This window comes from Pseudomonas sp. CDFA 610 (genome assembly GCF_021147865.1).
In the GTDB taxonomy this organism is placed as follows: domain Bacteria; phylum Pseudomonadota; class Gammaproteobacteria; order Pseudomonadales; family Pseudomonadaceae; genus Aquipseudomonas; species Aquipseudomonas alliivorans.
Window position 1 is genome coordinate 21,570 of sequence record NZ_JAGTPM010000007.1, and the last position, 22,029, is coordinate 43,598.

Below are 22,029 nucleotides of genomic sequence, written 5' to 3' on the forward strand. Positions count from 1 at the left end.
CCTTAAGTCGTTGACCCGACTGGACGCCACCAGGCAGGAAACAACTGCGTCACCTTGCGTTCGGCAAAGCGGTCATCGATCAGCATCACCACCCCGCGATCACTCTGGCTACGAATGACCCGTCCCGCCGCCTGTATGACTTTCTGCACGCCGGGATACAGATAGGTGTAATCGTAGCCAGCGCCAAACAAGGCCGCCATGCGCTGCTTGAACTGTTCATTGACGGGATTGAGCTGCGGCAGGCCAAGCGTGGCGATGAAAGCACCGATCAGCCGGGCACCCGGCAAATCGATCCCTTCGCCGAAAGCTCCGCCGAGTACCGCAAAACCGATGCCCTGGCTGCTCAGGGTGAAACGTTCGAGAAAAGCATGACGCTCGCTCTCTCCCATTCCCCTGGCCTGCTGCCACAAAGTGATATGCGGATGAGTACGCGCCATCAGTTCGGCGACCTGTTGCAGGTAATCGAAACTGCTGAAGAACGCCAGGTAATTGCCCGGCCGAGTCTGAAACTGCTCCGCCATCAATTCGACAATAGGTGCCAGCGATGCCTGCCGATGGGTATAGCGCGTGGAGATTCGGCTGACAATGCGCACCTCCAGTTGCTCATGGTGGAACGGCGACTCCACATCGATCCATACGGTGCTGGCAGGCAGGCCCAGCAGATCCCGATAGTAGTGACTGGGGTTGAGCGTGGCGGAGAACAGCACAGTACTGCGTGCTGCCATCAGGCGCGGTTGAATAAAGCGCGCCGGCACCACATTGCGCAGACTCAGACGCGACAGGCTGCCCTTGCTGCCGACATCCCGCTTGGCAATGTCGAACAGGAAGTGCTCATCGAACAGCTCCGCGATGCGCACAAAGCCGATGGCTTCCAGATAGAAACCTTGCAACGCAACGTCCACCGCGTGTGGGTGCTCGTTGAAATGATCGCCGATGGTTGAAATGCAGAGATTGAGGCTGTTGAGAAACTTTTCCGGCAGCTGTGTATAGGCCTGATAGACGCCCGCCTGCTCCTTGTGCAGCGCGGTCCACTGCCGGCTCACACGCTGCAAGGCTTTCTTCACTGACTCAGGCGCTGTGTGGATCAATGTCTTGATCGTATTTTGGTCGAGGCTGGCGCTGTACATCTGCCGCGCGCGCTCGACCATGTTGTGTGCTTCGTCTACCAGTGTCGCGACGCGCCACTGATTCAACTGGCCCAGGCCGAACAGCAGCGCGCTCAGGTCGAAGTAATAGTTGTAGTCGGCGACGACAACGTCGGCCCAGCGCGCCAGCTCCTGACTCAGGTAATACGGACAGACCTGATGCTGCAACGCAACGTCGCGCACACCGGCCTGATCCAGCCAGAGCGATTGCACGGCAGCAGACCGCGCAGCAGGCAGGCGGTCATAAAAGCCCTTCGCAAGCGGACAGGAGTCGCCATTGCAGGCTTTGTCCGGGTGCTCGCAGGCCTTGTCCCGCGCCACCAGTTCCAGCACTCGCAATCCGAGCGTCGGTTCGCTTTTGCCGATCACCTGCAAGGCATCGAGCGCCAATCTGCGACCCGGCGTCTTGGCGGTCAGAAAGAACACCTTGTCGAGCGTCTGGACCGGCATCGCCTTGAGCAGCGGAAACAGCGTACCAATGGTCTTGCCGATGCCAGTCGGGGCTTGCGCCATCAGGCAACGGCCGGTGCTCACAGCCTTGTAGACCGACTCCGCCAGCGTTCGCTGCCCCGTACGAAACGCTGCATGAGGGAAGGCCAGCGTGCCCAGTGACTGATGCAGCCGTTGAGTGTGAGCCAGTTCCTGACGCGCCCAGTTCAGAAACAGCGCGCACTGCTGTTCGAAAAATGCTCGCAGCGCCTCGGCACTGAACGGCTCGACAATCAGCGTTTCCTGCTCGCTGACGATGTTGAAATACACCAGTGCCAGTGTGACGTCTTGCAGACCAAGTTGCTGGCAGAGCAACCAGCCGTAGACTTTCACTTGAGCCCAGTGCAACTGACGGTGGTTGGCAGGCAAGGCGTCCAGCTCGCCGCGATAGGTTTTCACTTCTTCAAGCTGATTGCGGGCCGGGTCGTAGCCATCCGCCCTGCCCCTGACAGTCAGCTCATGGTAGTCACCCGTCAGGCTCAGTTCGGCCTGATAGTCGGCAGCTCGCCGGGAAGCAACGGTGCGATGCCCCGCGATACCTTCCTGAGCCGTGGGCGATGGCGTAAAGCGCAGGTCGAGGTCGCCCACCTTGGCGGTGAACTCGCATAACGCCCTCACGGCCACCGTATACCGTTGCGTGGGCAGGCGGTCGAGGACGGACACAGGTTCAGCGCGGGCGGTAGGGGTAGAAGTCACTGCGAGGAAAAGCCATTGATGATAAATACTGGACAGGCGTCCAGTTAACAGCCTGGCGGCGGCGCTGGCAAACACAAATGGATCGACGGGCAATCACTTGGCCACATAAGCGCTACTTGCCTGCTCGAACGCTTCGCCAAGGGCGATGAACACCGACTCGGATTCATCGTTGACGGCACAGCCAATACGCAGATGCTGTCGATGCAGTCCGCCTATGCTGAACAACTCGCCAGGTGTGATGAGCACCCGCTGCTCCAGAAGCGCCGTGAAGACCTTTCGCATGTCGACCGGAGACCGGGTCTCTGCCCAGACGCCGCTGCCACCTGCCGGTATTTCATAGCGCAGCGCTCGCGCCAGATGCAGATCCAGCCAACCGGTTGTCCGCCGCATACGTTCGCTTAATGCCAAACGTAACGAAGCCAGGTACGGGTCCAGACGTCCACTCGTGTACAGCCTGGCGATTGCCTTTTGACGAATCGGCGACAGCTCGAATGAACGCAGCATGAAATAGCGTTGCCAGTCCCGCTCCTGCACCTGGCACAACAGGTAGCCATACGGTGCGTCCGGTCCCAGTGTTTTGGCGAAGGACCCCAGAATCAGCAAGTGCTGCGGGTCGATCAGATGACGCAGACGGTTAGCCTGACGCGCAAACAGCAGCTCGCCGTGGCTGTCATTTTCCAGGACCCAGACCTTGTGGCGGTTGAGTAACAGGGCGGCAGCGCTTGTATTGTCGTCAGAGCGAATGCTGCCCCGGACCGGGTTGAGCAGCGATGACAGCAGCGCCAGGCTGATCCGCTCGCTCAGCAGCACCCGTTCAAGCTCGTCCAGATCAATGTCTGCGCGCTCGTCCAGCGGGATTTCGATGACACGTATGTCGAACGCCTGCAGAAGCCGCAATAACGTCCACGGACACGGAGACTCGACCAGAACAGTTGTACCGCGCAACTCCAGGGTCTCGATCACGGCCTTGAGCATGCCCGGCAGGTCCGGCCCTATATAGACGTTGTCGGCGTACCAGCCCTGCCCGGCATCGCGTGTATAGCGGGCCGCAAGCGCTGCGCGTAGCTCAACATCACCGAACGGCTGAAATCCCGCGCCGCCGGAACGAGGATACAGCCGCGCCAGCTCCCGCTCCATGATCAGCAGCGGACAGCTTGATTCCCTGGCTGCGCTCGGCTCGTCACTGCCCAGCAGGTGCACGCCCGGACGGCGCGCGCTTCGGCAGTACAGGTCCAGAAGCGGGCTGTCGTTGTCTCTTTCTGCATGATCACCCTCGCTGCCGTTGCTGGGGATGGAGTAATAGCCTGATTTGGGCAACGAGCAGACCCGCTGCTCTTTTTCCAGCATCGAGTAGGCACTTTGCACCGTCGAGATGGACACCTTGAGACGCCTGGCCAACTGACGCAGCGAGGGCAGTTTGGCCGGTGATGTGTCCTGCGCCTCGTTGACCAGACGCAATAGATAGCGGTAGACCGCCTGATAGGCGAAATCCGTTTTGTTTTTCATCCAAGAATTACCTGGCGCTCAGCCAATAAGAGATTCCAGGCAGCCGCGACCCGACCGATACCGAAGCCGGCATGGTCGGGGCTGCAACGCAGGCCTAACGCCCGGAAAGGATCTGCACCACGGATTCACCGGTGGCTGGATCAATCGTCAGTATCCGGCGCTTGTCCGGGTCGGCGGCGCGAATTCGGGCGATGATCGAACCATCGTCGTTGAAGTCCACCCGTTGCCGGGTGTACAGACTGCGCAGCCCCTCGATCGTGAGACCGCTGATGTCCATCAACCAATGAAGCAACTGATCAGGCGCTGTGGCACCAGCCAGTACCTTGTGCAGGTCAGGAAGCGCAATCAGCATTCCGGGATGGCAGCGCCGCAGAAAAGCTTCCAGGCCACGCCCTTCGTGCACAAAGGGAGAGAACAGCAGGCAGATCAGTTGCGTTTCATTCAGGCCGTAGCCTTCCTGAGCGAAACTGGCAGCCAGATGACGACGCGCTTCGATACGCTCATCGCCCTCATAGGCACTCAAGGCCTGCTCGATAAGGCGCGCAGGCATCTGCTTGGCGCGCATCAGGGATCTTGCCATTGTCAGGTATTCGGCGATCCCGTCGGCGTAGCTGCGGTCCTGCAGAAACTGCGTGGCAAGCCCGCGCATGTGCGCCATCAACAGTGGATTGGCACAATCGGACTCACTGAAACTGAAAGCCAGGTCGTCGAATCGAAAGCCCAGAAACTCCGTCAGCAGAGTCCAGTGCTCGTCGGCATTGCAACTCACCAGATCAGCAATGCCGATCAGCGCTGGCGCGCTCGGCCTGAAGGCAGAACCGACAGGGCGGGCAACCCGGTTCGGCCCCTCTTCGTCGCCATACAGCTCTTGATAAAATGCCTCGCCGACATGATCCAGCGTCCTGAGCACGCTGTTGGCGCTCTGGTTCTTCCAGCGACCGACGCCCTGCCCCGTGCCTTGCGCCAGACGCATGATCCAGGTGATGTACTGTTTCTGCTCCTTTCGAGAATCGCCGCTGACCAGCGCATCCACGCCCTTGCCCCAGCACGACGCCCGCCCCAGAAACTCGGCCAGCCCCAGGTAGCAACTGTTGCAGAACGTGGTGCGCGCATCGCCCGCCGAGAGGTGACCGGCCAACAATATGTCGGAGCGATTCTGTTCACGCCCCGCGCTGGAAAACGGCAGATCCGGCTCGAAGGGCTGGACGTACTGGTTATCGAACACCAGCATCTCGACCCGCGGATCATCGTAAAGAAACAGCGCGCCGTAGCTTCTGTCGATGTTGTCCATGACCGCCGGGGTCATGCCTGCATGACGCCGGTTGGCCACACGCAGGTTGAACGTCCCTGGCGCGCGGCAGGCAATGCTCAGTTGGGCAGCCCGGACAAACGCCAGCGTGTAGGCACTGTCCTTGCCACCGCCAAAAGCGACCAGCACCTTGAACGAAGAAATTCGCTCTATGCCACCGGCAGCCACAATCAAGCGCTGGATCAACAGTTGCAAGGCCGTGCGTTCGGCGCGCGAGAAATAACCCAGCAAACGTTGCAGCACTTGCTGGTACACATAGTTCATTGCCTGTTCGTGAATCACACTCATCGTGTTCCCCCTGCCTGTTTATTCCGGCAAGGCACCCTGCGCATATGGCATTCAACATCAGGCTGTCCAACACATCTGAAATCGACCATGACTCATTCCCTGAGTAATAATTACCCAACTATTATCAGTATCCCTGAAACAATTACAAGGCACAGATCCGGGCGGAAAACAGTGCAGTTAACGATGAGCGGTTTAGCTGTTAAACAAAGTGTTTATTGCCAGAGCAGTTTATCCATGTGGACCCGGCAACCCGACAACTGATCACGCGGAAGGCCCCACCCCATGAACACGGGCACTTCGCCGACAATCCGACAGCGATACATACAGCCAAATACTTATGAGTCGTAGGAAATATTAGTTAAAAGACAGACGTTCTGAAGGACTGATTAAACATAAATAATCATGCTGGCGGCCATTCAATATTCAACATTCATACGCCAGACGCAATGCGTTCAGCCATGATCCGGAACAGCACACCTTACCGACATTATTTGACGACCCGCAGACTATTGCCGTTGCTCGTACTTTATTTTTCCATTCGGCAATTACTTTAATGTCGAAGACAAGGCATGCTCTCTACATTCCTGTCCGTCATTGTCGGCAAGAACATCATGTGCACCCGGATACAAAAAAGCCTTCCACTGGGAAGGCTTTCAGTTCGGTGCAACTTCTGGCTTCTACCTTGCGCAGACCTCAGTCAGACGCGATCTCCAGCACTGCTCTCCCACCGATCGGGCAGGTGTCCATGTAACGGTGCGCCTGTACCACTTGCTCGAACGGGAAGCTGCGCGTCTGCAATGGCGCCAACACGCGGTCAGCGGTCAGTTGGTTGAGGTCACGCAGCGCCCGCTTCAGCGCTTCTTCGTCCTGAGTGATGCCCAGTTCCGGCTTGCCGGTAAAATTGCCCAGGCAGTGAACGTAGAACTGAATGTTCTTCTGGAACGCAGCGCAGGCCGGGAATGGCGTCTGGTTGCCACCTTGCAGACCATAGAGCACCAGACTGCCTCGCGGCGCCAGCACATCCCCCATCAACGACATCTGTGGCCCACCCAGACCATCGAAGACCGCATCGACACCACGGTTATCGGTGTACTTGTTGATCGCCATCAACAGGTCCTGTTCTTCGGTGACCACCACCTTGTCGGCGCCCAGCGACAGCAGATACTCGCGGGCATCTTCGGTCTTGGTGGCGGCGATGACACGCACGCCCAGCGCCTTGCCCATCTGAACGAATGACGGTCCGGCGCAATGGCTGGCGTCGGTCACCAGCACATACTGACCGGCCTTGACCCGCGCCAGATCGACATAGGCAAAGTAAGCCACCAGATACGGTGTGTAGTGCACGCTGGCCTGAACCGGCGTCAGCACATCCGGATAACGGACCAGCGCCTTGCGCGGCAGCACAATCGACTCGCCGTACACCGGATGCTCATTGGCGTCCGCTGCGGGGAAGCTGGCGACCTTTTCGCCAACGCTCAGGTCATCGACACCCTCGCCCAACGCGGTCACCACACCAGCCATCTCGTATCCCAGACCAGCCGGAAGCCGGGCATGGGTAGAGGCCAGATTTTGTCGCCAGAGAACGTCATACCAGCTGACACCGATCGCCTGGACGCGCACTTGCACCTCACCGGGTGCAGGCAACGCGTCGGGATGCTCTTCGATCTTGAGCACCTCGGCCGGGCCAAACTGGTTAAAACGGATCATGCGGGACATTGAGAACCTCGCCTCGTAAACCTTGATGCCACAAACTCTATCCGGGCATTGCCGGTAACACTATCAGTGGCTATTAATAGTCGACATGCCTGTCATCGATTGTCCCTGAAAGGCTGCACAGCTTGCCAGACAACGCTTGTGCGGCGATTCGAAGATGGCCGCCATTGTTCGCATGTCGACGAAACATTGCAACCCATGTGGGCATTTAACGCAGGTCAATGATCTTTCTGTTAATTTTTGATTCGTGAAATCGACGTTTGCTCGTACTATCGCACCCTGCCCCCGCTTCCATTCGACAAATGGCCCGAGACCCTTCGTATGAATCGCAACGACCTGCGTCGCGTCGACCTCAATCTGCTCATCGTCTTTGAAACCCTGATGCATGAACGAAGCGTCACACGCGCGGCGGAGAAACTGTTCCTCGGCCAACCGGCGATCAGCGCCGCCCTCTCAAGGCTGCGCGGGCTGTTCGACGATCCACTGTTCGTACGCACCGGCCGCAGCATGGAGCCGACCGCACGCGCCACCGAGATCTTCGGCCTGCTTTCCCCGGCGCTGGACTCCATCTCCACGGCCGTCAGCCGCGCGTCGGAGTTCGACCCGGCCACCAGCACCTCGGTTTTTCGTATCGGCCTGTCCGACGACGTCGAATTCGCCCTGCTGCCAACCTTGCTCAAACGTCTGCGTTCGGAAGCGCCGGGCATCGTGCTGGTCATCCGACGGGTCAATTACATCCTGATGCCGCCACTGCTGGCATCGGGCGAAATCTCGGTCGGCGTCAGCTACACCCAAGACCTGCCCGCCAACGCCAAGCGCAAGGTCCTGCGCCGCAGCAAGCCGCAACTGCTGCGCGCCGACTCGATCCCCGGCCCACTGAGCCTCGACGACTTCTGCGCCCGCCCCCACGCCCTCGTGTCCTTCGCAGGCGACCTGAGCGGATTCATCGACGAGCACCTCGAACAACTGGACCGCAAACGCCACGTCGTCCTCGCCGTCCCCCAATTCAATGGCCTGGCAACACTGCTGACCGGCACCGACATCATCGCCACCGTCCCGGACTACGCCGCCCAAGTGCTGACCGCAGCGGGCGGCGTGCGGGCTGAAGAACTGCCGATTGAAACGCGTACCTTTGAATTGCACATGGCGTGGCGTGGCGCGCAGGACAATGATCCAGGGGAGCGGTGGTTGCGGTCGCGGATTCAGATGTTTTTTGGGGATCCTGACAGTCTCTAGGTTTCGTCGGGCGGGCGGTTTTTCTGATCATTTCTGCCTTTCAACAAACCATGGAGTTCCATCCACCTCCAGTGGATTGCTACATTGGGGGCATATCTGAGGGCATGCTTTGGATGGTTTGAAAAGGATGCCCCCAGCCCAAGGTCAAGTGGCCCATTGATGAGGATAGCTTCGACCGGACACTCCGCGATTCGATAGACCGCCCTGAGGCTTTCAGTGGCGGCCCGGACCACAGGCTTGGGGGAATAACGTTTCAAGCTCTTTTATGAAACGTTATCTTCCCCCAAATCAATCCTATGACTGCAGCAACCGAAGAAGCGGCCAGCACGCTGAGTTTGGCGGACGACAGCAATGCAGCATCGGAAAACGCCAACGATGCAATAAAGATAGACATCGTGAAGCCAATCCCTGCCAACAGGCCAACTAGCCCTACTCCACTCCACGTCACACCATCGGGCAACTTGCAGATGTTCAGTTTGACCAGAGCAAAGCTGGCCAGAATGACGCCCAGCGGTTTTCCAAGCACCAACGCCAGCATCACACCCACAAACACTTTCTGAGAAAGCGCCTCATCCAAATTGGCACCTGCAAAGCTCACCCCGGCGTTAGCCAGCGCGAACAGGGGCATGACGCCAAAAGCCACCCATGGGTGCAACCCAACCTGGATTCGCTGAACGGGTGGCAGCACTTCGCGCTGCGCGTGGCGCAATTGCTTGAGTGGTTCTGCGACGGCCTGCGGATTGTCTTTGGCCTGAGAAAAGCGGTCCATTAACTCATGGAAGGTCCGCCCGATTGTTTCCAGTGGGCGCTCCGTTGCGGGCTTGGAGTTCACCGGCGTCATGAGCCCAAGTATCACTCCCGCCAGCGTTGGATGAACGCCAGTCTTCAGCAGCCCAAACCAGACGATGGCACCCGGCACCACATAGGCATATGCCTTGCCTATGCCCATTCGCTGTAAAGCCAATACCAGTGCCAAACCGCCCAACGCGATTACCAACCCCAGATAATCCAGGCTTGCGGTGTAAAAGATCGCGATGATCAAAATCGCGACGATGTCATCGATAATGGCCAGTGCCAACAGCAGAATCCGCACGCCACTCGGGATAGATTTCCCCAGCAAGGCGAGCACCCCGACGGCAAAAGCAATGTCAGTCGCGGTAGGCACAGCCCAGCCAGCACTCGCCTCGCTACCATGATTGAGCAGCGTATAGATGATCGCAGGCATCATGACACCGCCCAGCGCCGCCCCTAAAGGCAGTGTCGCGAGTTTCATATTCGCCAGTGCGCCGTCCTTGATCTCTTGGCGGATTTCAGCCCCAACCACCAAAAAGAAGATCGTCATCAGGCCATCGTTCACCAGAAAATGCAGTGAGCGGGAGACGCTGAAATCGCCCACCCCCAAGGTGACCTGCGTGTGCCAGAAATGCTCATAGGATTCGGCGACCGGACTATTGGCCCAAATCAGCGCCGCCAACGCCGCGAGCAAAAGGACGATCCCGCTGACTGCTTCAATATGAGAGAACCGCTCCAGCGCAGAAAACGCACGTTCGGTTAAAACCTGAGGACGGGGAATAGCTGCAGAGGCCGAGTTTTTTTCAGACACGATAACGCTCCGTTGGCGGCCCGACCAACGCTTGCATTTAACCTGCGCAGTGCCGTATGCAGCAACGCACCCAGCGCGATCATAAGAAGCTGGCCGATGAGATGCAAATTGCCATGGCCCAGTGCGCCATGAAACTTCTGACTTGGGGCACACTCAATCAGCCGTAGTCTGTGGCGCAAGTCACTGACTTTCATTGAAGCGTGACCACGACTGGCCCAATTATTTATAAGGACTGATTATGATCGCTCGCTGGCGCTGGCTGATGAGTCAACTGACCAAGCGACTGTGGTTCAGAGCCAGCCTGTTTTCCTTGCTCGGACTGTGAACTGGTTTATCTGCGCGGCCTGACAGTGGATGATCTGTTCGATGACTTCTTCGCCCCCATCGCCAGAGACGGTGCTGCGCTCCTGGAAGTGGATGTGCGCCTGCTGACGGCGCTTGCCAGCCTTGCACAAATCAATCCGGAGCTATTCCAGAAATCATGTGCCAAGCACGCGGATCTTTTACTCAAGCGCGCGAATAGCGCGCTTACCCTGCAAGAGGATAAAGACCAACTCCGCGCACTGGCCCGACCGCTGGCGGTTTAGCCTACTGCCTCGCTTGACGCGGCGCTGATTCATCCGCCAACGGCTGGATAAAGCCGCGAGCCAACTGCTGATACAACTCAGGCCCCATTCTTGAACTTACTGCCTTGGCGATCAGGGAGACAGCCATCAGGCTGATCACCATTGAGTGGCTGTCAATCATTTCCATGACGATGATCGCGGACGTGATGGGCGACTGGGTCACTGCAGCCAGAAAACCGACCATGCACAGGGCGATCATGGGTTGCATGGCCAAGCCGAATAGATCAGCGACGTTTGCACCTACGGCGGCCCCCACGGCCAGGGCCGGGGCAAAGATGCCGCCAGGAATGCCCGAGAAATAAGTCACCACTGTGGCGAGAAAGCGCGTGATTGGAGCGTGCCATGGCAAGCTGATTTCGGAAGCGATGACGTGGGACGTGACACCGTACCCACTGCCAAAAGACATACCACCGCTTAGCCAACCCAATATCGCCACAATCAAGCCACAGATCCCGGCGAACCAGACAGGATGCCGGGCGCGCCACTCCCAGACTACAAATCGACGATGTCGCTGAGGCCATAGCAGCATTTGGCTGAACAATCCGCCCAACAGCCCGCAGCCGACACCGATCGCCATCACTGGCGCGACGATATCGACATTGATGCCCTCTATGTTGAAGTGACCGAAGTAGTTGTAATTACCTTGCAAGGCAATTGCGACCATCCCAGACAAGATGATGGTACTGAGCAACACCCCGCTCGTGCGGGTTTCCAGCTTGCGTCCCAGTTCTTCCACAGCGAAAGCGATGCCAGCCAGAGGGGTGTTGAACGCGGCGGCAATACCTGCCGCACCGCCAGCCAGAATAAGGTCCTCAGCGCGAATGACCCGTGCGTTGGGCAAAAAACGATGAAAGAAATGCATGATCGAGGCCGCGACTTGCACCGAGGGGCCTTCGCGCCCAGCCGAAAAGCCCCCAGTCAATGCCAAGGCACCTAGCCCTATCTTGGCGAAAGCTATGCGAAGCGAAATCAGACTGCCCACCCGCTTGCCCTGATGAATCAGGCGGGTCGCCGCGATCACTTGAGGGATGCCGCTGCCCTGTGCTCCGACAAAAAAGCGGGTGGTCAGCCAGACAACCATCATGCCGATCAGTGGGGTGTAAATGAAGGGTAGCCACGGCCGCTCGGCAGTCTGCTGGGCAAATTGCGCCAGAGCCATATCGGCCAGACGAGCAAACATAACCACCAGCAGTCCCGCCATGGTCGCGGCCACCCAAAGCGTGATACGGGTGCGCCAGCGCATTGAGGCGAAACGGCGGCGTATCAGCATTATCGGTTTGATCACTCAATGGTTTCCAGTTGCGGTTCAACGTGATGTGTCAGCAAGACTACTCAAATAAACGACGACGTCCAAACACAATTGGAGGGCTACTCGCCTGGTGATCTGGCCCACCCGGGGTATCGCTTCGACCAGATGGTCAACCCGTTGTCTTTTGGTAACGGAGGGCGGTACGCATCGCACTGACTGGGTTTGTCATTCCATTCATGGCGGTCTATACCCGGCGCTTATGCTGCAACACGATTATCTGTGGATGACCACCGTCAACTGCCGCCCCAACAGCCACTGAAGCTTGCGCGCACGACGGAAGCTGGTGACTTGCAACTGTGTTTCGATGGGAAGTGCTGACACCTCGCAGGCCAAGTCTGAAACCTGACACTCGACGACTAAGAATCAATTCAATCCGACTGATTTGGCCGAACTTTCGGCAAACACTGTCAGATAGGGGAACCAAATATCTCGTTCTACCCTCGGAACAGCGGGCATCAATACAAATGCACGCAATGCGTGCCCTAACCAAGGAGGCTCTCATGGGTCAAAACCCAAAGGATGATCTACCCATCAATCCTCAGCCCGTCGGTGAGGACGGCATTCCTGCTCCCAGCGGAGCCGCGAACCTCATTGATACCGACTATGTCATCGGCCAGGACAACATCAAGGGTGACTTTTCCTTTTCGCTAGATATCCATGGCAAAGTCTTCATCATTTCGGCAGCGGCAATATTGCTGTTCGTCATTCTGACATTAGCGTTACAGAATGAGGTCGAGCCCCTTTTCAGCTCGATCCGCAACTGGCTGACAAGCCGCCTGGCATGGTTTTTCATGAGCGTGGCCAACATCTTTGTTGTGCTGTGCCTGGTGCTGATTGTTTCTCCATTAGGCAAGGTTCGCTTGGGCGGAAGAGACGCCAGGCCAGACCACACTTACATTGGCTGGTTTTCAATGCTCTTTGCCGCAGGCATGGGTATCGGACTGATGTTCTACGGCGTTGCCGAACCTATGTCGCACTACGCCGCGTCAATGGGTGGTGTCACTCTCGACGCTAATGGCGCGCGTACCGACTGGGCTCCGCTGGCAGGGGCTGCAGGCGATATGAAAGGGGCCGCCGACCTGGCAATGGCCTCAACAATCTTCCACTGGGGCCTGCACCCTTGGGCGATCTACGCGATTGTTGCGCTGTCCCTTGCTCTTTTTTCCTACAACAAAGGTCTGCCACTCTCAATACGCTCGATCTTCTATCCATTGCTGGGAGAACGTGTCTGGGGATGGCCAGGGCATATCATCGATATACTCGCGGTTTTCGCCACGCTATTCGGATTGGCGACATCACTAGGGATCGGTGCAGAACAGGCCGCTGCGGGGATTGAATACCTGTTCGGTATCAAGTCCTCGAACCTGAGCAAAGTTGTGCTGATCATTGGCATTACACTGATAGCACTGTGGTCGGTGTTGTCAGGCCTGGACAAAGGTGTGAAGCTGCTGTCCCAGATCAACATGGGTTTGGCGCTGTTGCTGCTTCTGTTCATTATCATCGTAGGCCCGACTCTCGCAATTTTCAGCGGGTTCTTCAAGAATCTGGTGACCTACGCAGAGTACCTTCCGGCACTGTCCAACCCGTTCGGAAGAACTGACACCGAGTTCACTCAAGGCTGGACTGCCTTCTATTGGGCCTGGTGGATCAGTTGGTCACCTTTTGTCGGGATGTTTATCGCCCGTGTCAGTCGCGGTCGGACCGTTCGGGAATTCCTGATCTCAGTGTTGTTGGTACCTACACTCGTTTCAGTATTGTGGATGACAACATTCGGCGGAACGGCTATTGACCAAGCCACCGTCCAGGGATTTGTCGGTGTCAAGGATGCTGTCCTGGAGCTCAAGTTGTTCGCAATGCTCGGGCATTTACCGCTCAAGGACATCACCTCGTTTCTGGGGATCATCCTGGTCATTGTTTTCTTCATTACATCCTCTGACTCCGGGTCTCTGGTGATCGACACCATCACAGCCGGTGGCAAAGTCGACGCACCTGTTCCACAGCGCGTTTTTTGGGCAGTCATCGAAGGTGTGATCGCCATCGCGTTGTTGCTCGGTGGTGGTCTGGTGGCATTGCAGGCGATGGCAGTTTCCACCGGCCTGCCGTTCGCGATCGTACTGATGCTGGGGTGCATTTCATTGATCAAAGGCCTGATGTCTGAGCCCCGATCGTAATACCGCACAGGATGACTTAACAACATCTGACATTGTCTGCGAGACGCGTAACTCTGCCGAGGAGTTGCGCGCTCACGGGCACCTATTGAGGATGGCATGTTGCAAGCAACTATCGATCTTTTCATCAGTGTTGTCAGGGACCAGCGGAACACTTCTGCTGCTCGCATTCTTATTGACAAGTATCGGAGTACTTGACTTGCCTGAGCCTTGGTGTGGGCAGCGTGGCAATCGCACTGGCTGTGCAGAATATATTGATTGGACGGCCATTACGAAATAGAAGTCCCCATGTCTACCAGCAAAAAGGCTTGATCAAGCGGAGCAGTAGATCAATCCCACAGCGTTCCGATGGGAGTGGATGGGGAGTAATGGTTAGCTATCTGCGCCTGCAGCAACTCGGCAGTAGCAAGGGCATCGGTCAGCGCGTGATGCGCATGGTAGTTTGGCAGGTTATAGCGCACGCGGCTGTCCGCCAGCCTGATCGAGGGCTGAGGACGACGCAGAAGCCGGTCGAGCCATCCAGGTTTCTGTCTATGCATTCGTGCTTCCAACTGCATGGTGTCAATGACCGGAAACTGCAGCCCTTCTCCCAGATAACGGCGAAACGCCTGATCAAGAAAGCCTCGCTCGATATTACGGTAATGCACAACCATCACCCTCCCTGCCATCGCCCCCAACAGGGCATCCACAACCTCCGTCAGCGGAGGAGCCTGCAAAATATCGGTATGCGTGATGTGGTGGAAGGTAATCGATTGACTACTCAGCTCTGAGGGAGGCTTGATCACCCGATAAAATGCCTGACCGCAATGTACACGTTGCAAGCTGAACGGCATCAGGCCGATGCTGACAATGCTATGAGCCTGCGCGTTGAGGCCAGTGGTCTCCACATCCATCGCCAGCAGTTGCACCTGCTCTATGGGTGTCTTTGCGTCAACGGCGCCAGCTTCATAGAACCTTCGCACGCAAGGATTGATCGCGTTATGAGCCAACGTCTGAAATCTGTCGGCCCAATCCACGGTTTCAGCGTTGCTTGCGGAGTGGCTACTCATCATTACGACTGACGCCCTTTGCCCGGATAGCGAAATCGCAGAAAATTCTGCGCATTGCTCAACACCTGAAATGCCTCTTTTAGGTTGTGCCTTTCACTGGTGGAAAATCGCTCAGGCTCAATATAGTTATCCGGCGTCGCCCCCTGCTCAAGGGCGTCTGCCTGATGCCGGATTCGGACCATGGACAAAAATTCTAATGCGTAACGTAGATGCTCCACTGCATCGGGCTGTAAACGCTGGGTCGTGCTGATTGCATCAAGGCGATCAAACGAGTTCTGCGCCGTAGTGCCGCATGCCAGAGCGTGGATACGGATGAGGTCGGTCAGGGGCGCTGTTCCCCTGCCCTTCAAATTGATAATTCTTTTCTGCTGGCCATCTGTTTCCACTACAAAAGTACGGAAGAACCCCAACGGCGGTGTACGATTCAGCGCAATCCGGGCCATTGCGTTAAGAAACCCGGGATGGGTGCTGGATTTTTCAGCACACAACGTCTTGAGCGCGTGAACGAGATCAAGCTGCCCATAAACACCATCGAGGTCGAAAAAAATACTGCTGTTAAGTAACGTCCCGGCGTTTGGTTTTTCAATCCATCGCTCAAAGTAGGCTCGCCAGATCCGTAATGGCTGCCGCCACTGATCATTGGTGGCCATCACCCCACCCTTGCAATAGCTATAGCCGCACGCTGCGAGGCCATCACTGACGAATGTGGCAAGACTGTGAAAATAACCGTCATGCAGAACAGGGTCGAACCGATCATCCAACACTAGAGCGTTATCCTGGTCGGTCACCAACAATTGCTCATCTCGAGCCATCGAGCCCAGCACCATGAAGCAGTAAGGTACTGGCGGCGGGCCCAGTTCTTTCTCCGCCAACTCAATCAGACGCTGGGTAAAGGCCCGGCCAATACCTGAAATAGCGCTACCGATCATGTGCGCAGTCGCGCCGTCCCGCACCATCCGAATGTAGGTGGCGCGAAGATCACGCAGCAATGAGCGCAGTCCCGCGACAGACGTTTGATTGGATATTCGGTTGACCAGGTACAAGCTACTCTGGGACTCGTAACGGATGATATCCGACAGATTAATCAGTCCTAAGGTATGGCCCTTGTGGACGACTGGCAGGTGATGAATATTACGCCTCAGCATGACCAGCATCGCCTCGAACACCGAGTCGTCTGCCTGTATTGCTACGGGATCGCTGGACATGACCTCACTGATAGATGTCGATACCCCGCTTCGCCCCAAGGCAACTACACGCGTACGCAGATCCCGATCAGTGACGATACCGACCATCTTGGCTGCTTCGCCTTCAACCACAGCCATCACTACCACACAAGAAACACTTTGTTCGGTCATGACTTTGGCGGCGTCATGCACCGAGGTATCGGATGCGACCCAAACCAGAGCACGAGAAATCAAAGCGCGACATTTGAGCTGGATCAATTCGCTTGCACGGCCTTGGGCATCGACGGCGGACTTGAGTCTGGAGTGGCCTTCCGCCTCAACGAAATCGGCAAAGGCATCGTGCTGCGCACATAACTGGGCGAACACCTCTGCGGGAATAAAGTAGATCAGGCTGTCTTCCAGGGCGCGGGCAGGAAAGCGAACTTTGTTGCTTCGCAGCAAACCTGCCTGGCCGAAGATGTCTCCTTCAACGAGTCGGTTGTAGAGCTCACCATTTCGGCGATAAACCTCTACTGCCCCGCTGCGCACGTAGTGCAGGTCCTGGATGATCGCTCCCGCCTCAAGAATATCGCTGCCGGCCTTGAAATAGCCGACTTCAACGCGCTGTGCGATAGCATCCAGCGATGCCTGCGGCAACGTATCGAAAGGTGCGAAGCGTTGAAGATGGTCGCGAATCTCCAGTAACTCGATTTGCATGGAACCTCAAGGTCGATGAACAAGGTGGGCCCGGCAAAGTACCCAGGCAGGATCAGTGCTGCAGTCATGCGCCACCAGATCACATGTCAGAGAGATGTTCAACCAACCCATGCCCGTGTGAAGAGGCACGCGTGGAAAAGCGGCTTCATTACTGTTTTTCCGGGTAGCGTGCAACGGGTCGTCTTGTCATGGACATTTGTGTAACATGCGTCACCGGGTGTCACCGCAAACCGCGGCAAGGCAGGTTTAACTTAGCGCAGGTCGGGCCGCCGCGCGGGGTTATCACGCCTATGAACCTGGATCCCTCGCGTCTTGAAAAAGACCATAGCCATAGTACAACACCTGCTGCGCTGGCTTTTCTCACCCGTTTTTTCGCTGCCGAATCCGCTGGCGGCCTGATTTTGATGGCGGCTGCGTTTGCCGCGCTCGTCGTCGCGAACTCCTCATGGTCTGAAGCTTACTTTTCAACCCTGCATATCAAACTCTTTGGTCTTTCGATCGAACATTGGGTCAACGATGGGTTGATGGCTATTTTCTTCATGCTGGTCGGCCTCGAAATCAAGCGTGAAATGCTCGTGGGTCAGTTATCCAGCTGGAACCAGCGCGCACTTCCGGGCTTTGCCGCACTGGGAGGGATGCTCATACCGGCATTGATCTACATTGCCATCAACTGGGGAAATCCTGAAACCCTGGGTGGTTGGGCAATTCCTGCGGCAACGGACATTGCTTTTGCGCTGGGCGTTCTGTCCCTGCTGGGCAAGCGTGTTCCTGTCTCTTTGAAAATTTTCCTGTCTGCCCTGGCGATTCTCGATGACCTTGGGGCAGTGGTTATCATCGCACTGTTCTACACCAGCGGTTTATCCATCAGTATGCTTCTGGCTTCGCTGGCCGTGATCGTTTTTCTGTTCGTGCTCAACCGTTGCGGAGTGAAGAGGATTTGGCCTTACTTGGTGGCGGGCGGTTTACTGTGGTTCTTCATGCTCCAGTCCGGCATTCACGCAACGTTGGCGGGAGTCATTCTCGCACTTTGCATTCCGCTGGGTGATCCGAACAACGAGCGCAAGTCTCCACTTATCTATCTGGAGGAAAAACTGCATCCGTGGGTGGCTTTCGCCGTCGTGCCCGTCTTTGGTTTTGCCAACGCCGGAGTGTCGCTTGCAGGTATTTCACCCGGTAATCTGGTTGATCCAGTGCCGCTGGGCGTAGCTTTGGGGCTCTTGCTGGGTAAGCAAGTGGGCGTGTTCGGTCTCTCCGCGCTGGCCATTCGTTCAGGTCTGGCAAGACTGCCGGAAGGATGTGGTTGGCTCCAGCTATACGGCATGGCACTGCTATGCGGCATTGGCTTCACGATGAGCCTGTTTATCGGGGCGCTGGCCTTTGCCGGAAATCCACTTTTGGTGGATGAGGTAAAAGTCGGTGTGTTACTGGGTTCTGTGCTTTCCGCTGTTCTAGGGGTTGCCGTTCTTCTCAGCGCCAGGCCGCTCCTGTTGGAGCCTGATATCAACCGGCCAGGCAGCCACGTACCCAATCCGCTGGATTAAGTCAGCGGCCTATAGTGACCGACAGTTCAGACAATTAAAGTCATCCAGATGCAGGGGCAAGTCTTCGTGACTACCCTGAAAGCGGCGGGGTAACTGCCCCGTCGCCAGTACCTTGGTCACAGGTCACATTTCAAGCGCGACGGCGTACCACAAACCACCTGCGAATGCAGGGTACCCTCCAGCTATCGCAACCGGCGTATAGCACGCCCCAAAGGCCGTGACATTTCCGATAAGAGCCGCGTCTCGGTGACCAGGTGCACCACTCTCCCCAAATAATCGCAACTACCGTTTAGTGTCAGCACCCGTTTATGGCTCTAGCTTGCTTGAGGTGCGCATCCAGGGACGGTTGGCACGTCAGGACGGCCCAAACGAAAAGCCGCGACTGGCCGCACTGCGCTCATAGTCCAGAAGACACTCATAGTCAGCTTCAATGGCCGGCAGGACTTCCTTGATCGCGAGGTCACGGGAAACCTCAGGAAGCTGGCCCAAGGCTTCGTTCATTGCGTTTCTGATTGAATCGGCGTCCGCAGCCGTTTGACCAATCGAGGTTATGTAAGGCAGGCACGGACTGCGCGCACTCCGCACGAGGATCCTGAGGCCTTCGATCTCGGCACTGTTATCTCTTGCAAGATAGTCGTAGGTGACGCTGTCGATGGACGCCAAATCGCCCTCGCCTGCTTTCAGCCGCCGCATGCTCTCCCGGTGGGATCCGGTGAAGGTGAGTTTCGAGAAAAATCCACGGTCGCTGATCCCGGCCAGCGTGTGGCGCAATAAATTCATTCCTGAGTTGGAATCCCGGGTGTTGATCAGGCCATGGCTGCCCTGGAAACCCGCCAGGTCTGTAACGGCCGAGTCCCCCCTGCAGAGCAGTACACTGCAATGGTCCCCACCCGAGCTATGCGCAAGCTCATAGCTCGGGCGCCCTATCAGCCTCACCTTTCCCCGCAATGATGTGACGAATGGATAGCCACAGGTCTGGGATAACAACAGATTCGGGGAAAGCCAGTGCGCCGCGAGATCAACGATCTGTTTATGCCCTCGGCGCTCACCGAGAATCTCCAGGATGCGCTCAAGCCAGGCTTGCTGTGCCTGTAAAACCCTGGCGGGAGCGAGGTACATTGAAAGATCGCTGGTCATATGAAATCCATTCAAAGGGTGCGATTGCCGCTGATCACAGCGGGAAACGGTTGGCAGGTGTCTCGAGGCCCAAGCGATCCCTCAGTGACCCGGGTTCATATTCCTTACGGAACACCCCTTTGGCTTGCAGCAAGGGCACCACGCCTCGGGTGAATGCTTCGAAGTCAGTGGGCAAAAACGGAAACATGAGGTTGTAGCCATCGACGGCATTCGACTCGTATAACGCTGAAAGCTTATCGGCAATATGCTCTGCCGTTCCGATCAGCAGCCAGGTACTTGAACTCTTGACCAACCGGCGCCCTATCTCGCGGATGGACAGGGAGGTGTCGTACTGCTTGAGCAACGCCAGCTCCGTTCGAATGCCATCAAACTCGGACTCATCCGGCAACGCTGGCAATGGTCCGTCCGGCGATAGACCTGTCAAGTCCAGGCGGGTGTAGCTGGAGACCAGGTCAATCGCCACAGCATCGATAATAAGGCTGTCCTCCAGGTGCCGACGTCGTTCCTCCTCAGTCTCATCCCCGATTACCACCGGGAGCACGCCGGTGATGACTTTCAGATCACTGGAATGCCTACCCTTCAACTCGAGCCGACGGTTCAAATCGGCCCTGTAAGCCAGTCCTTCTTCGACCGAGTTGATAAAACAAAAGTGCACGTCCGCATGGGCGGCGGCCAGGTTTTTGCCTGCGTCAGAAGACCCCGCCTGGGCAAGGACCGGATGGCCTTGGGGTGGACGCGGGACGTTAAGCGGCCCACGTACGTTAAAATGAGCACCTTTGTGGTTGATCGGGCGGATTTTCGATGGGTCGGCAAAGTCGCCGGTACCCTTGTCAAACTTTAGCGCACCTTCTTCCCAGGAGTCCCAGAGCTGTTTGACAACGTGGATGAATTCCTCGGCCCGCAGATAACGATCGCCGTGTTTCGTTAAGCCTGACAACCCGAAATTCGAGGCCTCCTCTTCCAGCCAGGACGTCACGATATTCCAGCTGGCTCGCCCCGCGCTGAGGTAGTCCAGCGAAGCAAAATAACGCGCGAGATTGAAGGGCTCGTTATAGGAAGTCGAAGCCGTGCCCATCAGCCCGATGTGCTCGGTAACCGAGGCCAGTGCGGACAATAGCGTTATCGGCTCCAAGCGGGCGTTGGCATAGTGCCTCAACCCGCTCGCCACGGAGTCCCAGACTGCGACGTGATCCGCAACAAAAACCGCATCAAACTTCGCCGCCTCCGCCGCCTGCACGAGTTTTACGTAGTAACCCAGCGTCAATATCTCTTGGGTCGGTGCCAGCGGGTGGCGCCAGGAAAAACGATGATCGCCCTGGGGGTTAAAAAAGAACAAATTCAAAATCATACTTTTATTCGACATAACGCCTCCGCGACCTTACCCACGTCGCATTGATTTTCACTGGGCCGTCTTGACGGTATGTTCGGCGACCCACTGCGCCGCGACTTTCGCGGGGTCCTTGTGATCGATGTCAACCAGCCGATTGAGTTGCTTGAGGTCGTCATCGGTCAGTTTTGCAGAGACCTCGTTGAGCACTTGGGTGACGTCGGGGGTCAGCAACGCCTTGCGACCCAGTGGCGTGATGTTTTGCAGAGGCTGTTGATGCTTGTCGTCCTCAAGGACAACCCAAGGCTCTTTCGCCAGAATGCCTTGCGTGGAGACCACCGTGGCCACGTCGATAGCGCCGGAGTTCAACGCCAGCCGCGACAACGGCCCGCCCATGTCCAGCGACTTGATGCTCTTGAAGTTGATGCCGTAGACCGCCTTCAACCCGGGCAGGCCTAACGCAGCTGTGGCGACCTCGGGAGGCCCACCCAGGGTGAAATCACCCGAGACGGGCGCCAGGTCGGACAAGGTGCGCAGGTTGTACTTTTCTGCGGTCTTTTTGGTGACAGCCCAGGCGGTAATGGAGCCTGCGGACGAAGGCTCAAGCAGTTGGAGGTCCGCCGGCAACTTCTGTTGCAAAGCGCCGAGGATCTCCTTTTGGCTGGTCAGGGCGGTCTTGTCGTCATAGAAACTCAACAGTGACCCCAGGTATTCGGGTACGACGTCTATATCGCCGTTTTCCAGGGCCTGGGCGATGATCTGGCGGTTGCCGAGATTGAGTCGGGTCTTGACGTCTATCCCTTGATTTTTCAAGGCTGACGCATAGATGTTGGCGAGAATCGTCTGCTCGGAAAAATTGGCCCCTCCAATGGTGATGGACTGAGCGCTGGCAAACGCGCTGCCCACCAGCAAGCCTAACCCCAGCAGCAATGAAACCGAGTGCGCTGAGCGAGCCTTCGAACGTTGTTTGTTTTTCATGTGGGTTTGCACCTCTGCAGAGTTAATAC

Annotated in this window: 15 protein-coding genes and 1 pseudogene; 5 read left to right on the forward strand and 11 right to left on the reverse strand. The window is 57.0% G+C overall.

What is annotated here, in order from left to right:
- Window positions 1-2: 2 nt before the first annotated feature.
- The 4 genes from KDX39_RS13995 to KDX39_RS14010 all read right to left on the reverse strand — a co-directional run bounded on the left by KDX39_RS13995 (window position 3) and on the right by KDX39_RS14010 (window position 7,149).
- Window positions 3-2,258 carry an ATP-dependent DNA helicase gene (locus KDX39_RS13995; RefSeq protein ID WP_231660989.1) on the reverse strand — a complete coding sequence of 752 codons (2,256 nt, stop codon included), beginning with the start codon at window positions 2,256-2,258 and terminating at the stop codon, window positions 3-5.
- 165 nt (window positions 2,259-2,423) lie between these two features.
- Window positions 2,424-3,836: an aminotransferase class I/II-fold pyridoxal phosphate-dependent enzyme gene (locus KDX39_RS14000; RefSeq protein ID WP_231660765.1), complete on the reverse strand. Its 1,413-nt coding sequence runs from the start codon at window positions 3,834-3,836 to the stop codon at window positions 2,424-2,426.
- A 94-nt stretch (window positions 3,837-3,930) separates the two neighbouring features.
- Window positions 3,931-5,433, reverse strand: coding sequence for a hypothetical protein (locus tag KDX39_RS14005; RefSeq protein WP_231660766.1), 1,503 nt, complete (start codon window positions 5,431-5,433; stop codon window positions 3,931-3,933).
- Between the two features lie 693 nt (window positions 5,434-6,126).
- Entirely contained in the window at window positions 6,127-7,149 is a 1,023-nt protein-coding gene (locus tag KDX39_RS14010; protein ID WP_099227728.1) for a zinc-dependent alcohol dehydrogenase family protein, read from the reverse strand.
- Between the two features lie 318 nt (window positions 7,150-7,467).
- Here KDX39_RS14010 and KDX39_RS14015 point away from each other — a divergent pair, with 318 nt between their 5' ends.
- Window positions 7,468-8,382, forward strand: coding sequence for a LysR substrate-binding domain-containing protein (locus KDX39_RS14015; RefSeq protein WP_004879583.1), 915 nt, complete (start codon window positions 7,468-7,470; stop codon window positions 8,380-8,382).
- A gap of 253 nt (window positions 8,383-8,635) precedes the next feature.
- Here the strand turns inward: KDX39_RS14015 and nhaA (KDX39_RS14020) are convergent, their stop codons facing one another.
- The gene (nhaA, locus tag KDX39_RS14020; protein ID WP_231660767.1) at window positions 8,636-9,985 is read right to left on the reverse strand and encodes a Na+/H+ antiporter NhaA; all 1,350 of its coding nucleotides are present in this window, start codon (window positions 9,983-9,985) and stop codon (window positions 8,636-8,638) included.
- Between the two features lie 350 nt (window positions 9,986-10,335).
- Here nhaA (KDX39_RS14020) and KDX39_RS14025 point away from each other — a divergent pair, with 350 nt between their 5' ends.
- Entirely contained in the window at window positions 10,336-10,572 is a 237-nt protein-coding gene (locus KDX39_RS14025) for a hypothetical protein (RefSeq protein ID WP_331462081.1), read from the forward strand.
- Window position 10,573: 1 nt separating this feature from the next.
- Here the strand turns inward: KDX39_RS14025 and KDX39_RS14030 are convergent, their stop codons facing one another.
- Window positions 10,574-11,896, reverse strand: coding sequence for a chloride channel protein (locus tag KDX39_RS14030; RefSeq protein ID WP_231660768.1), 1,323 nt, complete (start codon window positions 11,894-11,896; stop codon window positions 10,574-10,576).
- 161 nt (window positions 11,897-12,057) lie between these two features.
- On the opposite strand from KDX39_RS14030, the pseudogene KDX39_RS26605 reads away from it, so the two are divergent.
- Together KDX39_RS26605 and KDX39_RS14040 are read left to right on the forward strand one after the other, a co-directional pair.
- Window positions 12,058-12,128: pseudogene (locus tag KDX39_RS26605) on the forward strand (hypothetical protein); the annotation flags it as partial.
- A 292-nt stretch (window positions 12,129-12,420) separates the two neighbouring features.
- Entirely contained in the window at window positions 12,421-14,091 is a 1,671-nt protein-coding gene (locus KDX39_RS14040) for a BCCT family transporter (RefSeq protein WP_231660769.1), read from the forward strand.
- 326 nt (window positions 14,092-14,417) lie between these two features.
- Here the strand turns inward: KDX39_RS14040 and KDX39_RS14045 are convergent, their stop codons facing one another.
- Together KDX39_RS14045 and KDX39_RS14050 are read right to left on the reverse strand one after the other, a co-directional pair.
- A complete protein-coding gene (locus KDX39_RS14045; RefSeq protein ID WP_442964544.1) occupies window positions 14,418-15,140 on the reverse strand; it encodes a 3'-5' exonuclease in 723 nt (240 codons plus the stop codon).
- A complete protein-coding gene (locus KDX39_RS14050) occupies window positions 15,140-17,017 on the reverse strand; it encodes a DUF294 nucleotidyltransferase-like domain-containing protein (protein WP_231660770.1) in 1,878 nt (625 codons plus the stop codon). The genes KDX39_RS14045 and KDX39_RS14050 overlap by 1 nt, the downstream gene beginning before the upstream one ends.
- Window positions 17,018-17,307: 290 nt before the next feature.
- Here KDX39_RS14050 and nhaA (KDX39_RS14055) point away from each other — a divergent pair, with 290 nt between their 5' ends.
- Complete coding sequence (nhaA, locus tag KDX39_RS14055; RefSeq protein WP_231660771.1) at window positions 17,308-18,558, forward strand: Na+/H+ antiporter NhaA; 1,251 nt, start codon at window positions 17,308-17,310, stop codon at window positions 18,556-18,558.
- Window positions 18,559-18,912: 354 nt separating this feature from the next.
- Here nhaA (KDX39_RS14055) and KDX39_RS14060 read toward each other — a convergent pair whose 3' ends face one another.
- Genes KDX39_RS14060 through KDX39_RS14070 form a run of 3 tightly spaced genes read right to left on the reverse strand, consistent with a single transcriptional unit; the run spans window position 18,913 to window position 22,000 of the window.
- Entirely contained in the window at window positions 18,913-19,695 is a 783-nt protein-coding gene (locus KDX39_RS14060; protein ID WP_231660772.1) for a phosphate/phosphite/phosphonate ABC transporter substrate-binding protein, read from the reverse strand.
- 34 nt (window positions 19,696-19,729) lie between these two features.
- Window positions 19,730-21,058, reverse strand: a complete 1,329-nt coding sequence (locus KDX39_RS14065; protein WP_231660773.1) for an LLM class flavin-dependent oxidoreductase — start codon at window positions 21,056-21,058, stop codon at window positions 19,730-19,732.
- A 36-nt stretch (window positions 21,059-21,094) separates the two neighbouring features.
- Window positions 21,095-22,000 (reverse strand): ABC transporter substrate-binding protein, encoded by a 906-nt coding sequence (locus tag KDX39_RS14070; protein WP_231660774.1) that lies wholly within the window; start codon window positions 21,998-22,000, stop codon window positions 21,095-21,097.
- Window positions 22,001-22,029 lie beyond the last annotated feature (29 nt).

Coding starts and splice junctions, on each gene's coding strand:
- KDX39_RS14000 (WP_231660765.1), bottom strand. CDS start 3,836: ATGAAAAACAAAACGGATTTCGCCTATCAGGCGGTCTACCGCTATCTA.
- KDX39_RS14005 (WP_231660766.1), bottom strand. CDS start 5,433: ATGAGTGTGATTCACGAACAGGCAATGAACTATGTGTACCAGCAAGTG.
- KDX39_RS14010 (WP_099227728.1), bottom strand. CDS start 7,149: ATGTCCCGCATGATCCGTTTTAACCAGTTTGGCCCGGCCGAGGTGCTC.
- KDX39_RS14015 (WP_004879583.1), top strand. CDS start 7,468: ATGAATCGCAACGACCTGCGTCGCGTCGACCTCAATCTGCTCATCGTC.
- KDX39_RS14040 (WP_231660769.1), top strand. CDS start 12,421: ATGGGTCAAAACCCAAAGGATGATCTACCCATCAATCCTCAGCCCGTC.
- KDX39_RS14045 (WP_442964544.1), bottom strand. CDS start 15,140: ATGATGAGTAGCCACTCCGCAAGCAACGCTGAAACCGTGGATTGGGCC.
- KDX39_RS14050 (WP_231660770.1), bottom strand. CDS start 17,017: ATGCAAATCGAGTTACTGGAGATTCGCGACCATCTTCAACGCTTCGCA.
- nhaA (WP_231660771.1), top strand. CDS start 17,308: ATGAACCTGGATCCCTCGCGTCTTGAAAAAGACCATAGCCATAGTACA.
- KDX39_RS14060 (WP_231660772.1), bottom strand. CDS start 19,695: ATGACCAGCGATCTTTCAATGTACCTCGCTCCCGCCAGGGTTTTACAG.
- KDX39_RS14065 (WP_231660773.1), bottom strand. CDS start 21,058: ATGTCGAATAAAAGTATGATTTTGAATTTGTTCTTTTTTAACCCCCAG.
- KDX39_RS14070 (WP_231660774.1), bottom strand. CDS start 22,000: ATGAAAAACAAACAACGTTCGAAGGCTCGCTCAGCGCACTCGGTTTCA.